The sequence below is a fragment of the Streptomyces sp. NPDC002698 genome, assembly GCF_042888945.1.
Classification (GTDB): Bacteria; Actinomycetota; Actinomycetes; order Streptomycetales; family Streptomycetaceae; genus Streptomyces.
Map to the genome: position 1 here is coordinate 77,678 of NZ_JBIAQM010000006.1, position 13,912 is coordinate 91,589.

Annotated in this window: 16 protein-coding genes; 5 read left to right on the plus strand and 11 right to left on the minus strand. The window is 70.1% G+C overall.

Features of this window, described 5'->3' with window-relative positions; all coding sequences use genetic code 11:
• Positions 1 to 15: 15 nt before the first annotated feature.
• Entirely contained in the window at positions 16 to 381 is a 366-nt protein-coding gene (locus ACFYW9_RS11315) for a YbjQ family protein (protein ID WP_326786343.1), read from the plus strand.
• A gap of 192 nt (positions 382 to 573) precedes the next feature.
• Here ACFYW9_RS11315 and ACFYW9_RS11320 read toward each other — a convergent pair whose 3' ends face one another.
• A complete protein-coding gene (locus tag ACFYW9_RS11320) occupies positions 574 to 1,341 on the minus strand; it encodes a MerR family transcriptional regulator (protein WP_389147783.1) in 768 nt (255 codons plus the stop codon).
• A gap of 152 nt (positions 1,342 to 1,493) precedes the next feature.
• Here ACFYW9_RS11320 and ACFYW9_RS11325 point away from each other — a divergent pair, with 152 nt between their 5' ends.
• Positions 1,494 to 2,780 carry an ion channel protein gene (locus ACFYW9_RS11325; RefSeq protein WP_389147786.1) on the plus strand — a complete coding sequence of 429 codons (1,287 nt, stop codon included), beginning with the start codon at positions 1,494 to 1,496 and terminating at the stop codon, positions 2,778 to 2,780.
• A gap of 67 nt (positions 2,781 to 2,847) precedes the next feature.
• Positions 2,848 to 4,254, plus strand: a complete 1,407-nt coding sequence (locus tag ACFYW9_RS11330; RefSeq protein ID WP_389148312.1) for a glutamate decarboxylase — start codon at positions 2,848 to 2,850, stop codon at positions 4,252 to 4,254.
• A gap of 232 nt (positions 4,255 to 4,486) precedes the next feature.
• Here ACFYW9_RS11330 and ACFYW9_RS11335 read toward each other — a convergent pair whose 3' ends face one another.
• The 6 genes from ACFYW9_RS11335 to ACFYW9_RS11360 all read right to left on the minus strand — a co-directional run bounded on the left by ACFYW9_RS11335 (position 4,487) and on the right by ACFYW9_RS11360 (position 10,191).
• Positions 4,487 to 5,215, minus strand: a complete 729-nt coding sequence (locus ACFYW9_RS11335; protein WP_351866467.1) for an ABC transporter permease — start codon at positions 5,213 to 5,215, stop codon at positions 4,487 to 4,489.
• Positions 5,216 to 5,328: 113 nt separating this feature from the next.
• Positions 5,329 to 6,282 (minus strand): ATP-binding cassette domain-containing protein, encoded by a 954-nt coding sequence (locus ACFYW9_RS11340; protein WP_351866266.1) that lies wholly within the window; start codon positions 6,280 to 6,282, stop codon positions 5,329 to 5,331.
• 158 nt (positions 6,283 to 6,440) lie between these two features.
• Positions 6,441 to 7,082 (minus strand): PadR family transcriptional regulator, encoded by a 642-nt coding sequence (locus tag ACFYW9_RS11345; protein WP_389147790.1) that lies wholly within the window; start codon positions 7,080 to 7,082, stop codon positions 6,441 to 6,443.
• Positions 7,083 to 7,107: 25 nt separating this feature from the next.
• Positions 7,108 to 7,656, minus strand: a complete 549-nt coding sequence (locus tag ACFYW9_RS11350; RefSeq protein WP_389147793.1) for a DinB family protein — start codon at positions 7,654 to 7,656, stop codon at positions 7,108 to 7,110.
• Between the two features lie 114 nt (positions 7,657 to 7,770).
• Positions 7,771 to 9,231: an aldehyde dehydrogenase family protein gene (locus ACFYW9_RS11355; RefSeq protein WP_351866272.1), complete on the minus strand. Its 1,461-nt coding sequence runs from the start codon at positions 9,229 to 9,231 to the stop codon at positions 7,771 to 7,773.
• A 135-nt stretch (positions 9,232 to 9,366) separates the two neighbouring features.
• Positions 9,367 to 10,191 carry a helix-turn-helix transcriptional regulator gene (locus ACFYW9_RS11360; protein WP_351866470.1) on the minus strand — a complete coding sequence of 275 codons (825 nt, stop codon included), beginning with the start codon at positions 10,189 to 10,191 and terminating at the stop codon, positions 9,367 to 9,369.
• A gap of 338 nt (positions 10,192 to 10,529) precedes the next feature.
• On the opposite strand from ACFYW9_RS11360, the gene ACFYW9_RS11365 reads away from it, so the two are divergent.
• Positions 10,530 to 11,051: an ATP-binding protein gene (locus tag ACFYW9_RS11365; protein WP_351866274.1), complete on the plus strand. Its 522-nt coding sequence runs from the start codon at positions 10,530 to 10,532 to the stop codon at positions 11,049 to 11,051.
• A gap of 138 nt (positions 11,052 to 11,189) precedes the next feature.
• On the opposite strand, the gene ACFYW9_RS11370 is transcribed toward ACFYW9_RS11365, so the two are convergent.
• The 4 genes from ACFYW9_RS11370 to ACFYW9_RS11385 form a co-directional block, all read right to left on the minus strand.
• On the minus strand, positions 11,190 to 11,474 hold the full coding sequence (locus ACFYW9_RS11370; RefSeq protein ID WP_328670649.1) for a DUF397 domain-containing protein: 285 nt from the start codon (positions 11,472 to 11,474) through the stop codon (positions 11,190 to 11,192).
• A gap of 206 nt (positions 11,475 to 11,680) precedes the next feature.
• A complete protein-coding gene (locus tag ACFYW9_RS11375; RefSeq protein ID WP_389147798.1) occupies positions 11,681 to 12,199 on the minus strand; it encodes an SRPBCC domain-containing protein in 519 nt (172 codons plus the stop codon).
• Positions 12,196 to 12,645, minus strand: coding sequence for an ArsR/SmtB family transcription factor (locus tag ACFYW9_RS11380; protein WP_389147801.1), 450 nt, complete (start codon positions 12,643 to 12,645; stop codon positions 12,196 to 12,198). Before ACFYW9_RS11380 ends, ACFYW9_RS11375 begins: the two co-directional genes overlap by 4 nt.
• Positions 12,646 to 12,668: 23 nt before the next feature.
• Entirely contained in the window at positions 12,669 to 13,055 is a 387-nt protein-coding gene (locus ACFYW9_RS11385; RefSeq protein ID WP_351866284.1) for a VOC family protein, read from the minus strand.
• Between the two features lie 216 nt (positions 13,056 to 13,271).
• Here ACFYW9_RS11385 and ACFYW9_RS11390 point away from each other — a divergent pair, with 216 nt between their 5' ends.
• A complete protein-coding gene (locus ACFYW9_RS11390) occupies positions 13,272 to 13,778 on the plus strand; it encodes a hypothetical protein (RefSeq protein ID WP_389147805.1) in 507 nt (168 codons plus the stop codon).
• Positions 13,779 to 13,912 lie beyond the last annotated feature (134 nt).

Genomic DNA, 13,912 nt, shown 5'->3' on the forward strand with positions numbered 1-13,912 from the left:
ACAAAGCTGTGGACCATGGGCATCGATGAATACGGCGGCGGCCAGAGTCCCCACGCGGACGTCCTGGTCGTCACGACGAACGACGTTCCCGGTCATCGCGTCGAGCAGGTCGTCGGCGAGGTCTTCGGTCTCACGGTCCGCTCACGCCATCTGGGCAGCCAGATCGGCGCGGGCCTGAAGTCGATGATCGGCGGAGAACTCAAGGGGCTCACCAAGACGCTGGTGGAGACCCGCAACCAGGCCATGGAGCGGCTCGTGGAGCAGGCACGCGCGCGCGGCGCCAACGGCGTGCTCATGTTCCGCTTCGACGTCTCGGAGGCGGCGGACGTGGGCACGGAGGTCTGCGCCTACGGCACGGCCGTGGTCCTGGTGAAGGAATAGACCACGCCGCAGGACAGCGGCCCGCACCGGTGGAGGCGGCGGGCCCTGGACTCCGTCGGCGACGGCTCCGTACGGGCAAGGGACGACGGCTCCGTACGGCTTCCCCCGGCGACCGCTCCGTACGGGTAAGGGGCGCCTGCCTCTGCAGGCGCCCCTTACCCGTCAGGCTTCCCCGGTTCCCCGGTTCCCCTGTCAGGCTTCCCCGGTCTGCCGGGCGGCGTTCGCCGTGATCGCGTCCCTGAGGTGTTCGGCCAGTCCCGGCCGCATGGAGTCGTAGAACGCCTTGAACCGTTCGTCCGCGACGTACATGTCACCGAGGCCCCGGTGGATCTCGTACGTACAGGTGTAGAACCACTGGGTGATGTGCTGCCGGTGCTCCTCGGCCATGTCCATGGCCCGCGCGCCGTCCGGCCGCTCCCCGGCCGCCATCAGGGCGTCGTACCGCTCGCCCCAGGAGGCCGCCTCGGCCCGCATGCGCTTCCAGTCGTCCTTGGTGTAGCGGGCGGTGCGGCGCCGCGACTCGGCGTACGTCTCCGTGCCGCCCCAGCGGCGTTCGGCCTCCTCCGCGTGTTCCTCGGGGTCCTTGTCCCCGAAGACCTCGAACTTCTCCTCGGGCGTGAGGTTGATGCCCATCGTGCGTGCCTCCATGGCGTGCTCCACGGCCGCGGCCATCTTCTGCAGCTTCCCGATCCGGGCGGTCAGCAGGTCGTGCTGGCGGCGCAGATGCGCGCGCGGGTCCGCTTCCGGGTCGTCGAGCAGGGCGGCGACCTCGTCGAGCGGGAAGCCGAGCTCCCGGTAGAACAGGATCTGCTGCAGCCGGTCGAGGTCGGCGTCGCCGTAGCGCCGGTGACCCGCGTGGCTGCGTTCGCCGGGCGCGAGCAGACCGATCTCGTCGTAGTGGTGCAGCGTGCGCACCGTGACTCCGGCGAATCCGGCGACCTGTCCCACTGAATAGCCCACTTCCGCTCCTTCCTCGGTACGCCCTTCACGATGGGGCCTGACGCGACGTGAGGTGCAAGCCCGAAGTCCAGGGGTCCGGCGATGCGGCCAGGGTGGCATCCGGTGGCGACGCTCGGGATGTTATGTCCGATTCGCACGCTTAGGGTGAGCCCGTGACCCACGAAGCGGCTCCCCCGGGACCGGCCCCGACCCGGGCGACGCCCGCGCGGACTCTGCTGCCGCTGTTCCTCCCCGCCGTGGCCGTCGGCGCCGTCTCGAGCCTTCTCTACGTGGGGGTGAGCAAGCTCGCCGACCAGCTCAAGGACGTGCTCTGGACGAACCTGCCGGACGCGCTCGGCATCGGCGGGTACTCCTCGCTCTGGATGATCGTCATGCTCACCAGCACCGGCATCCTGGTCGGTCTGGTGGTGTGGAAGGCGCCGGGGCACGCGGGGCCCGACCCGGCCACCGTGGGGCTCCAGGAGGAGCCGATGGCCCCCTTCGTCCTGCCCGGACTGCTGGTGGCGACCGCGCTGATGCTGGCGGGCGGCCCGAGCCTCGGTCCCGAGAACCCGATCATCGCCACCAACGTCGCGCTGGCGTTCTGGGCGGGCCGCAGGTTCGCGCCCGCGGCGCCCGGCGCGCTGTGGGTGATGCTGGCCGAGGCGGGGACGATCGGCGCCCTGTTCGGTACACCGGTCGCGGCGGCACTGGTCATCTCCGAGGCGCTCGCCGGACGGCAGATGAAGGGCCTGCTGTGGGACAACCTCTTCGCGCCGCTGACGGCGGCCGCGGTGGGCTCGATCACCACGTCGCTGATCGGCCATCCGAGCTTCGACCTGGATCTGCCCCCGCTCGGTGATCCCGGCTGGGCCGATGTGCTGTCCGCCCTCGTGATCGCCTCCGCGGCGGCGGTGCTCGGCATGGCCACCGTCTACGTGTTCCCCTACGTCCACAAGGTGTTCTCGCTCCTGCGCCACCCCATGATCACCCTGCCCGTCGGCGGGCTCGTCCTCGGCCTGCTGGGCTGTCTGGGCGGGCCGCTCACGCTGTTCAAGGGCCTGGACGAGGTCGCCGAGATCGCCCGGCACCCGGACGACTACTCGGCGGGCCGGTACGCGCTGATGGCCGTGGTGAAGCTGGCCGCGCTGGTCGTCGCGACGTCCTGCGGGTTCCGGGGCGGCCGGATCTTCCCGGCCGTCTTCGCCGGTGCCTCGTTCGGTCTGTGCGCCCACGCGCTCGTGCCCTCGGTCCCGGCCTCGCTGGGCCTGGCCGCCGGAGTGCTGGGCGTGCTCCTCGCCACCACCCGGCAGGGCTGGGTGAGCCTGTTCACGGCAGCCGTCCTGGTGTCCTCGCCCACGATCATCGCCCTGCTCTGCATCGCCTCGCTGCCGGCCTGGCTGCTGGTGACCGGACGGCCGCAGCTGCAACTGCGCGACGACGGAAGTCCGGTCCGGTGAACCGACGGGACGCCCCCGTCCGATGAACGAACGGGACGCCCGTCCCGCCGACCGTTGGGAGAAGCCCGTGCCGCTCCACCAGGGCCACCAGAACCCCGATGAACGCCCCGCCTCCGTCAACCCCTTCTACGGACAGGCCAACCCGGTCAGCGGCATGACCGAGGCGCCGCCGAAGCACCGCCTCCCGGACGGCCCGCTGCCGCCCACGACCGCGCTCCAGCTCGTCCACGACGAGCTCATGCTGGACGGGAACTCCCGGCTGAACCTGGCCACCTTCGTCACCACCTGGATGGAACCGCAGGCCGGGGTCCTGATGGCGGAGTGCCGGGACAAGAACATGATCGACAAGGACGAGTACCCCCGTACGGCCGAACTGGAACGGCGCTGCGTGGCGATGCTCGCCGACCTGTGGAACGCGCCGGATCCGTCGGCCGCGGTGGGCTGTTCCACGACCGGGTCGAGCGAGGCGTGCATGCTCGCCGGCATGGCGCTGAAGCGGCGCTGGACGCAGCGCAACGCGGACCGCTACCCGGGCGCGCGGCCCAACCTGATCATGGGCGTGAACGTCCAGGTGTGCTGGGAGAAGTTCTGCAACTTCTGGGAGGTCGAGGCCCGTCAGATCCCCATGGAGGGCGACCGGTTCCATCTCGACCCCGAGGCGGCGGCGGAGCTGTGCGACGAGAACACGATCGGGGTCGTCGGCATCCTGGGCTCCACCTTCGACGGGTCGTACGAACCGATCGAGGAGCTGTGCGCGGCGCTGGACCGGCTCCAGGAGCGCACGGGCCTCGACATCCCGGTCCACGTCGACGGCGCGTCCGGGGCGATGGTCGCGCCGTTCGTCGACGAGGACCTGATCTGGGACTTCCGGCTGCCCAGGGTGTCGTCGATCAACACCTCGGGTCACAAGTACGGTCTGGTCTACCCGGGTGTCGGCTGGGCGCTGTGGCGGACGGCGGCCGAGCTGCCGGAGGAACTGGTCTTCCGGGTGAACTACCTGGGCGGCGACATGCCGACCTTCGCGCTCAACTTCTCCCGCCCCGGAGCACAGGTCGTCGCGCAGTACTACACGTTCCTGCGGCTGGGCCGGGCCGGCTACCGGGCCGTGCAGCAGACGACCAGGGACGTGGCCCGCGCCCTCGCCGAACGCGTGGACTGCCTGGGCGACTTCCGGCTCATCACCCGCGGGGACGAGCTGCCGGTGTTCGCCTTCACGACGGCGCCCGAGGTGACGGCGTACGACGTGTTCGACGTGTCCCGGAGAATGCGCGAGAGCGGCTGGCTGCTGCCCGCGTACACCTTCCCCGAGAACCGGGAGGACCTGTCCGTGCTGCGCGTGGTGTGCCGCAACGGTTTCACCTCCGACCTCGCCGACCTCTTCATCGAGGACCTGACGCGGCTGCTGCCCGAACTGCGCCGGCAGCCCCGTCCGCTGACCCGGGACAAGGCGGCGGAGACGGGTTTCCACCACTGAAGGCCCGCCCGGCTCCCCCTCCAGGCAGCCGGCCCCGACGAGGGGCCGGGCCGCCTCGGACGCCCTGGCTTCCCCGGGCCGGGCCGTCCCGGGGCCGGAGCCTCGGTCCGGCCCGCCCCCGACCGGAGCACCCAGCCCCCGGACATCCGAGGCAGCTCCTGACTTCCGGAGCAGCCCCGGACCCCCGGAGCACCCACCGATTCCCGGGCGGCCACGCCTCCGTGGCGCTTCGTCAGCGGCTCAGGCGGGCGAACCTCCGTACCGCCAGCGGGAAGAAGACCGCGAGCAGGGCCAGCGGCCACAGGACCGCCGGGCCGATGTGCCCCTGCTCCCCGCCCGGTCCGCCGAACAGCTCGCGGACGGCCGTCGCCGTCTGGGACATGGGGTTCCAGCCGACCACCGTGCCCAGCCAGCCGGGCATGGAGTCGGGCGAGGCGAAGACGTTGGACAGGAAGCCGACGGGCCAGACCAGGATCTGCACGGCCTGCACCAGCTCAGGCTTCCCGGCCACCATCGCCAGGTGGATGCCGATCCACAGCATGGCGAAGCGGAAGAGCAGGAGCAGTCCCATCGCCCCGAGGAAGGCGCCCGGGGTGCTGTCGGGGCGCCAGCCGATCGCGTACCCGACCCCGGCCAGCACGGCCAGGCTCACCGCCGAGTGGAGCATGTCGGCGGCCGAACGGCCCACCAGGACGGCTCCGTCGGCCATCGGCAGGGAGCGGAAGCGGTCGATGACGCCCTTGCCGAGGTCCTGGGTGACGGCCAGCATCGTGCCTTCCAGGCCGAACGCCATGGTCAGGGCGAGCATGCCCGGCACCAGGTAGTCGACGTAGTCGCCCTCGACGCCCCGGCCCCCGCCGACCAGATAGCCGAACATCAGGAGCAGCATCACCGGGAAGACGAGACCCACCGCCGCCTGGACGGGCTGCCGTGCCCAGCGGGTCAACTCGCGGCGCGTCATGGTCCAGCAGTCGGAGAGCAGACGGGCTCCCGCACGGGGTTCGCGCGGCCCGCCGGGACCTCCCGGCCGCCCAGGTCCCCGGTTCCCTTCGCGGACGGTGTCGTACGTCGTGCTCACACGGCCTCCTTGACTCGTGACGCGTCCCCGGTGAGGTGCAGGAACACCTCGTCCAGCGTCGGGCGCCGCAGCGCGATGTCCTCCGCCTCGATCCCGGCCTCCTCCAGAGCGCGCACGGCCGCGGCGAGGGCCGCCATGCGGTCCGTGACCGGAGCGCTGAGCAGACGGCGGTCCGCGTCGACCGAGACCCCCTCCCCCGCGAACGGCAACAGGGCCACGGCGGCTCCCAGCAGGCCCGCGTCACGCAGCACCACGTCGATGCGGTCGCCGCCCGTCCGGGACTTCAGTTCGTCGGCCGTGCCGTCCGCGATGACCCGTCCGCGGTCGACGACGGAGATGCGGTCGGCGAGCTGGTCCGCCTCCTCCAGGTACTGGGTGGTGAGCAGCACCGTCGTGCCGCCGCCGACCAGGGAGCGCACCGCCGCCCACACCTCGGCCCGGCCGCGCGGGTCGAGCCCGGTCGTCGGCTCGTCCAGGAACAGGACCTCGGGGTCCGTGATGAGCGACGCGGCCAGGTCCAGGCGGCGGCGCATGCCTCCGCTGTAGGCGCGGACCGCCTTGCGGCCGGTGTCGGCGAGACCGAAGCGCTCCAGGAGTTCGTCGGCCCGTGCCCGCGCGGCGCGGGAGCCCAGGTGGTGGAGGCGCCCGAACATCTCCAGGTTCTGCCGGCCGCCGAGCTCCTCGTCGAGCGCGGCGTTCTGGCCGAGCAGACCGATGCGCGACCGCACCCGGCGGGCCTCGCGCACCACGTCGTGCCCGGCGACCTCCACCCGGCCGCCGTCCGGCCGCAGCAGCGTCGACAGGATCCGGACCAGGGTGGTCTTGCCCGCCCCGTTGGGGCCGAGCACCGCGTGCACCGTGCCGCGCCCGGCCAGCAGGTCCAGTCCGTCCAGCGCGTGATGGTCCCCGTACCGCTTGCGTACGCCTTCGACGACGATCGCTCCGGTCATCCCGCTCCCTTCGTTCCGGCCCGTTTCCGGGCCGGTCCCCAGAGCCGGTAATCAAACTTGACTACCGGCATGCCAACGGAGGGTAAGCCGGGCCGCGGCATTAGTCAAACTTGATGAGTGATGGGACCGACGTGGGTCGGCATGCGGTCAGAGCGCGGTCAGCGCGCGTCCTCCGGGTGCCGCTCCCCCGTCGCGTACGGGTTCTCCTGGTCGTCGCGGAGGACCCCGACGAACGCTTCGCCCTCCCCGGCGAAGGTGTAGGCGCCCCCCTCGACGCGGGCGATCAGGCCGCGGGTCCACGCGGCGTCGGCGTCGGCGGAGTGGACCCAGAGGTCCATGATCTCGCCGATGTGCCCGAGCTCGGCGGGGCCGTCCTCGGGCACGTAGTGCTCGGTGACGGCCGACCGCCACTGCTCGATCCCGCGGATCCGCTCCTTCAGGAGGGCCACCGCCTCGTCCCTCGGCAGGTCGACGATGAAGCCGATGCCCGCCGAGCGCACGTCCATCTTCTGGTCGTACGACGTCAGGGACTCGCGCAGCAGCGCCAGGAACTCCTCGGTCCCCTCGGCCGTGATCTCGTACTCGGTGCGCGGCGGCCCGCCGGCCGTGGACGGCGCGGTCTCGTGGGCGCGCAGCAGTCCCTGCTTGGCCATCTGCTTGAGCGCGTGGTAGATCGAGCCGGGCTTGGCGTTGGACCACTCGTGCGCGCCCCAGTACTCCAGGTCGTTGCGCACCTGATAGCCGTGGGCCCGCCCGTGCTGGCGGACCGCGCCGAGCACGAGGAGACGGATCGCTGACATGGCGACCAGCCTAGGGGTGCCGCGGTCAGCTCCCGGAGGAGCCCTGCTCCATCGCCACCAGTTCGAAGGCCGTCTTGCCGTCCAGGGATTCGCGGATGATGTCGGCGTGCCCGGCGTGCCGGGCCGTCTCGCGGATCAGGTGGAGGGCCACCCAGCGCATCGAGACACGGCCCTCGGGCGGGAACCAGGGATCCGGCGGAAGCGCGAAGGTGTCGTCGAGGCTCGGCACCGAGCGCAGGAAGGCCTCCGTCTCGGCGGCGACCTTCTCCCAGTGGGCGAGCTGCGAGGCGACCGTCTCGCCTTCGGTGAGGACGAAGCACTCGTGCCAGTTCGACTCGTCCCGCTTCACGGCCGGCGGCTCGCCCTTGGCCCGCGCGATCCAGCCCTGCTCGACCTCGGCGACATGCTTGAGCAGCCCGGAGAGGGAGAGTTCACTCGCGCTCGGCCTGCTCGCCGCCTGTTCCTCGGTCAGCCCGAGCAGCGAGCGGCGGATACCGCCGCGCTGCTCCTCGATGAACGCGAGCAGTGCCCCGCACTCGTCGCCCCGTTCTTCCGCTCGCACATGCGTGACCATGACCGGCCGCCTTTCATCGGGTCCTTCCGGATGACACCGACGACGCTACGGACCCTTGCGGTCAGTTCCTGTCCGCAAGGGTCCGGGCGCGCTGGACGATCACGCGAAGGCGGCTCAGAAGGGGAAGCGGCTCCGCCCGTGCTGCACCGAGATCCACTTCGTCGTGGTGAAGGAGTCGACCGTCGTCTCGCCGTTCAGGCGGCCGATGCCGGAGTGCTTCTCGCCGCCGAAGGGGACGAGGGGCTCGTCGTGGACGGTGCCGTCGTTGACGTGGAACATGCCGGTGTCGATCTGCTTGGCGAAGTTCACGCCACGCTCGATGTCGGCCGTGTGGACGGCGCCCGAGAGGCCGTACGGGGTGTCGTTGACGATCCGGACCGCCTCCTCCTCCCCGTCGAACGGGACGAGGAAGACGACCGGGCCGAAGACCTCCTGGCGCAGCAGGTCCGAGTCGGCGGGGACGCCGGTCAGGACGGAGGGTTCGACCAGGTTGTCCGTGGTGGTGCCGTGCACCAGGGCGGTGGCGCCCTCGGTGATCGCCTGCTCGACGACGCCCGCCAGCGCGTCCGCCTGGGAGGAGTTGATGACCGGGCCGATGACCGTCTGCGGGTCCCTGGGGTCGCCGGTCTTCAGCTTCTTGACCTTGGCGACGAACTTCTCGGTGAACTCGGCCTCGATCGACCGGTCCACGAGGACGCGGTTGGCGGCCATGCAGACCTGCCCCTGGTGGACGAAACGGCTGAAGACCGCCGCGTCGACCGCGTAGTCGATGTCCGCGTCCTCCAGGACCACCAGGGCGCTGTTGCCGCCCAGTTCGAGCACCGAGCGCTTGAAGTTCGCGGCGCAGACCGTGGCGACGTGCCGGCCGACCTTGTCGGATCCGGTGAAGGAGATGACCTTCGGCACCGGGTGCTCGATGAAGGCGTCGCCGATCTCGGCGATGTCGGTGATGACGACGTTGAGGAGACCGCCGGGCAGGCCCGCCTCCTCGAAGATCTTCGCGACCAGGGAGCCGCCGGCGATCGGGGTGTTCTGGTGCGGCTTCAGGACCACGCCGTTGCCGAGCGCGAGCGCGGGAGCGACGGACTTGACCGACAGCAGGAAGGGGAAGTTGAAGGGGCTGATGACGCCGACGACACCGACCGGGACGCGGTAGAGGCGGTTCTCCTTGCCGTCGACCGGCGAGGGGATGATCTTCCCCTCGGGGCGCAGCGCCAGCTGGACCGACTCGCGCAGGAACTCCCGGACGAGGTGCAGCTCGAAGGCCGCCTTGAGGCGGGTGCCGCCGAGCTCGGCGATGATCACCTCGGTGATCTCCTCCTCGCGCTCGTCGATGACGGCGAGCGCCTTCTCGAAGACCGCGCGGCGCGCGTACGCGTTCGTCGCGCCCCACTTCTTCTGGGCGCGCTCGGCGGCGCGGTAGGCGTCATCGACCTCGTCGACCGTGGCTATCGTGATCGACGCCAGCTTCTCGCCGTCGTACGGGTTGAAATCGATGATGTCCCAGGAGCCCGTTCCCGGGCGCCACTCGCCGTCGATGTACTGCTGGGCCAGGTCGGTGAAGTAGGACGACATGTGCTCCCTCAATCCCTGTGCTGCCGAGGCAGTCCTTGGCCCGGGTCAGCAGACATCCGATCACGGTCTGATCACATGTCATCGTACTTGTGTTTCAAGGGAGTTGAGGGATACCAGGGAAGTACGGGGCCGCTCTCAGGAGAGCTGGAGCAGTCCTCGCAGCAGATCGCGGCTCTCGTCCGGCCCGGGGCTGTCCTGCTGGAGCTGCTTGAGCGCGCCCTCGTACTGGTTGACGTCCTCGCGTTTGTCCAGATAGAGCGCGCTGGTGAGCTGCTCCAGATAGACGACGTCCGACAGATCGGACTCGGGGAAGCTCAGGATGGTGAAGGCGCCGCTCTCTCCGGAGTGCCCGCCGAAGCTGAACGGCATGACCTGGAGCCGCACGTTGGGCCGCTCGGAGACCTCGATCAGGTGCTGGAGCTGTCCGCGCATCACCTCGCGGTCGCCGTACGGACGGCGCAGCGCGGCCTCGTCGAGGACGATGTGGAACTCGGGGGCGTTCTCGGAGACGAGGTACTTCTGCCGCTCCAGTCGCAGGGCCACGCGCCGGTCGACGTCGGCGGCGGAGGCGCCCTTCATCCCGCGCCGGACGACGGCGTGGGCGTACGCCTCGGTCTGGAGCAGTCCGTGCACGAACTGCACCTCGTACACGCGGATCAGGTGGGCCGCGCCCTCCAGGCCGACGTAGGTGGGGAACCAGCTGGGCAGGACGTCGGAGTAACTGTGCCACCAGCCCGCGACGTTGGCCTCCTTGGCGAGCGAGACCAGGGACGTGCGCTCGGCCTCGTCGGTGATGCCGTAGAGCGTCAGCAGGTCCTCGACATCGCGGGTCTTGAAGCTCACCCTTCCCAACTCCATACGGCTGATCTTCGATTCGGAGGCACGGATCGAGTAGCCGGCCGCTTCACGGGTGATGCCACGCGCCTCACGCAGGCGCCGCAGATGTGACCCCAGCAGCATGCGCCGCACCACCGAGCCGCTCGACTCACCAGCGCTCACGTTCGTCAGCCTCCCCAACCGTCTTCCAGACGCCGAAGTCTGCCACTAAAACACTTCAAGCAGTACTCGTTCAGTTACGGAAACGGAAAGCAGCCAAAGCCGACGCACAGGAAGGGATCAGTGAAGCGTCGACAACTGAGAATAAGGTGAAGGAAGAAATGAGCAAGAAGTAGCAGAGGAAGGTCCAATTCGGGCGCGTGCACGTGCATCTGCCCTTGCATCTGCTGTACGCATTCGGAACCATGGTCCCCGCGCCACCGCTGCATCGCAACGACCGCGAACACCCGGGAGTGCCTCGCATGGGGACGAATGGATCGACCATGCTCGAACCCTTACGGCAGGGACTTCCGCCTCTCGATCCCGCGGCGGTGTCCAGCGCCGCCTCGTGCGCCTTGCCCGCCCGCTACGAAGCGGTGCGCGAGGCCCGGCAGTTCACCCGCGGAACGCTGGAACAGTGGGAGATCGGCGACCGTTTCGACGACGTCTGCCTGGTGGTCTCCGAACTCGTCACCAACGCCCTGCGGCACGCGCTGCCCGCGGACACCCCCCGCAAGGACGACCAAGGGCCGCCCGTACGGCTGCACTTGATGAGGTGGACCTCACGACTGGTGTGCGCGGTGCGCGATCCCAGCCACGAGAGTCCGGTCGCCGGCGACTCGGACGACTTCGCGGCGGAGTCGGGGCGCGGCCTCTTCCTGGTCGACTCGTTCTCGGACAGCTGGGGCTGGCACCCGCTCGCCGGAACGCTCAGCGGCAAGGTCGTCTGGGCGCTGTTCCGGCTGGGAGCACAGCCGGGGACGGCCGTGCCCACCTCCGAATAACGACCGCGGCGCCTTTTGGCGCCGCGGTTCTACGCGCGTTACGGAACGCTGAGTGAACTTCACCCTCGGTTTACGTCATCCGTACCGTGGCCACCCTCCCGTGACCGGCCGGTTCGGGACAGCTCGCGATCACTGCGGTCAGCCCGCGACCAGGTGGTCGAACTCGCCGTCCTTGATGCCCAGGAGCATGGCTTCGATCTCGGCACGCGTGTAGACGAGCGCGGGCCCCTCGGGGAACCGCGAGTTCCGCACGGCCACGTCACCGCCGGGCAGCCGCGCGAACTCCACGCAGGAACCCTGTGAGTTGCTGTGCCTGCTCTTCTGCCAGGCGACGCCGTCAAGCTCGGTCGCAGCCATGCCGTTGTACACGAATTCAGCCATACCGTCGTACACGTCATCCACGTCGAACACGTCGTGGTCCACAGGTCGCTCCCCGGTCGTGCAGTGGCTGAGGTGGCCATAGATGCAGTAGTCAACTGACTCGGATCATAGCTCTGTTCATGTGCAGATGCATGGGCAGATGCACGTGCACGCGGGGTGGTCCTGCGGTTACAGCTTTTACCGGCCCTTGACTACCGGCTGTCGTTCGCCCGACTACGGCCTGCACCTCACCGGAGTGCGGTACGGGCCTACATCCGGTCCAGCGCATTCCCCAGAGATCGCATCACATGCGACCTCCAGCCCCCGTCCATGATCTTCCGCGCCATCATCTGTGTGGGATCGTCCGGATCGAATCCCTCGTGTACTAGGAAGAGACGCGTACCGCGCCCTTCCTGTTCCAACGTCCAGGTAATGGTCCAGTCCGCCGGTCGCCGCGCGTTCGCGTCGGCCCAGCGGACGCTCAGCATCCGCTGCGGCTCGTAGGCGAGAACCCGCACGTCAACGGTGCCGGAGAAGTTCGTGTTGGGGCGCGGGACGGCGGTCAGCGTGTACCGGTGACCGACTTCGAGCCGGAAGTCCTCGGACCCCGGCATCTGCCACTGCGCGAGCAGTTCGGGCTCCGTGAGCGCCCGCCAGACCTTGGCGGGCGGATGCGGCAGGAACTGGGCGACGCGGATGGTCGTCAGGTCGTCGTCGGGGACCGGACCCCGAGCATCGGGGTTCGCGCCCTGCGGGTCGGGGTTCGCGCCCTGCGGATCGGGGTTCATGTCTCGGCATCGTCGGGCATGCGGTCCAGGAGGTCGCCGAGGCCCTTCAGCCTGTCGCGCCAGAACCGCTCGTACGGATGGAGCCAGTCCTGGACGTCCGCGAGCGGGGCGGCCTCCAGGCGGTAGATGCGCTGCCGGCCCGAGCGCTCCTCGGACACGAGTCCGGCCTCCCGGAGCACCTTGAGGTGTTCCGAGAGGCTGGGGCGCCGCATGGCGAAGTGGTCGGCCAGCGCCTGAACGGGCTGGGGCCCCTGCTCACGCAGCAGCCGGAGCACCTCACGACGGGTGGAGTTGGCGAGCGCCGCGAAGAGCTGGTCCTCGCGGGCCGCGGGAGCGTCGACGGCGGCTCCGGCTCCGGCTCCGGCTCCGGCTCCGGCTCCGACGGAGGCTCCCGTTCCGGCACGCACTCCGGCTGCGGCCCCCGGCCCGGCCCCGATCCCCGTCATGGCGCGCTCAGCACCTTCCGTTCCTACTCCGAGGCCGACTCCAGGGCCTTCTCCGTGACCAGCATCAGACCGTTGCCGTCAGGGTCCCGGAACGAGGCCATGCGGCCCCAGGGAAGGTCGTCGGGACCCTCCACCGTGAAACCGGCGGCGGCGAGCCGCGCGCAGTCGGCGTCGACATCGGTCGTCACCAACATGATCCCCCGAGTCTCTCCGGGCGTGAAATCCCCCATCCCCGGACCCGAGAGCGTGAAGACGGTCCGCGCCCCCTTCGGCGCCACCTGGAGCCACCGGCCGGGCGGCATGTCCAGGTCGGCGGTGACCTCGAACCCGAGGACGTCCCTGTAGAAGCGAAGGGCCCGGTCCTGGTCGGCGACGGGAAGCGTGACGAAGGAGGCGTGAGTGATGTTCATGGCTCAAAGAATAGGTAGGAGATTCCCTACACGTCAACCGTAGGGAATCTCCTACCCATGGCGTCTTCCCGTTCCCGCCCCCGTCCCTGTCCCCGCCCCTGGCACACGCCCGTGAGCAACCGCACGCCGGATTCCCGGAGGGGGTCCCCAGGTCCTCCTGATAGCTTGCTGCGATCGTTCGGGCGACCCGCATCCATCCCACCCTTGGGGGCTTCAGTGACTACGGCGACCTTCCCGTCCCGCCACGCGCGTATCGCGGCCGCGACCGCGGGACTGGCGGCGGCGCTCGTGCTGACCGGTTGCAGCGGCGGGGGCGACGACTCCGGGGACCCGTCGGCGAGCCCGAGCACGTCCGCGACGGACGGCGCCGGTACGGGCGGCGGCTCCGGTGCCACGTCCGCGGCGGGCGGCAAACTCCAGGGGAGCTGGCTCACCACCGCGGACGGCAAGGCCGTGGTGCTCATGGTCAACGGCGAGCAGGCGGGCCTCTTCGCGACCGGCGGCACCGTGTGCAGCGGAACGTCGTCCGACGAGGCGAGCATGCGGATGATCCGCCTGACCTGCACGGACGGCAACAAGAAGCGCGCCGTCGGCATGGTCGACTCCGTCAGCGGTACGACCCTGACGGTCACTTGGGAGGGCGCCCTCGGCAAGGAGACGTACACCAGGAGCGAGGGCGGAAAGCTGCCCACGGGTCTGCCCACGGCGAGCCTGGGCTCCTGACCGCCCGGCCGCGCACCCCACGGGATCGCGGCCGGCCCGTTCCGGCACAGCGGGAAAGTCCGCGATCAATATCGGGCGATACCGGTCCCGTGCGGGTGAACGAGGAGGGGTGCGCGACCTCGGCGGACCTCCGT

Excerpts from the sequence above, each read along its gene's own strand:
- ACFYW9_RS11315 (WP_326786343.1), top strand. The coding sequence starts at position 16 with ATGGGCATCGATGAATACGGCGGCGGCCAGAGTCCCCACGCGGACGTC.
- ACFYW9_RS11335 (WP_351866467.1), bottom strand. The coding sequence starts at position 5,215 with ATGACGCGCCGCGAGTTGACCCGCTGGGCACGGCAGCCCGTCCAGGCG.
- ACFYW9_RS11340 (WP_351866266.1), bottom strand. The coding sequence starts at position 6,282 with ATGACCGGAGCGATCGTCGTCGAAGGCGTACGCAAGCGGTACGGGGAC.
- ACFYW9_RS11345 (WP_389147790.1), bottom strand. The coding sequence starts at position 7,082 with ATGTCAGCGATCCGTCTCCTCGTGCTCGGCGCGGTCCGCCAGCACGGG.
- ACFYW9_RS11350 (WP_389147793.1), bottom strand. The coding sequence starts at position 7,656 with ATGGTCACGCATGTGCGAGCGGAAGAACGGGGCGACGAGTGCGGGGCA.
- ACFYW9_RS11355 (WP_351866272.1), bottom strand. The coding sequence starts at position 9,231 with ATGTCGTCCTACTTCACCGACCTGGCCCAGCAGTACATCGACGGCGAG.
- ACFYW9_RS11360 (WP_351866470.1), bottom strand. The coding sequence starts at position 10,191 with ATGCTGCTGGGGTCACATCTGCGGCGCCTGCGTGAGGCGCGTGGCATC.
- ACFYW9_RS11365 (WP_351866274.1), top strand. The coding sequence starts at position 10,530 with ATGGGGACGAATGGATCGACCATGCTCGAACCCTTACGGCAGGGACTT.
- ACFYW9_RS11375 (WP_389147798.1), bottom strand. The coding sequence starts at position 12,199 with ATGAACCCCGATCCGCAGGGCGCGAACCCCGACCCGCAGGGCGCGAAC.
- ACFYW9_RS11380 (WP_389147801.1), bottom strand. The coding sequence starts at position 12,645 with ATGACGGGGATCGGGGCCGGGCCGGGGGCCGCAGCCGGAGTGCGTGCC.
- ACFYW9_RS11385 (WP_351866284.1), bottom strand. The coding sequence starts at position 13,055 with ATGAACATCACTCACGCCTCCTTCGTCACGCTTCCCGTCGCCGACCAG.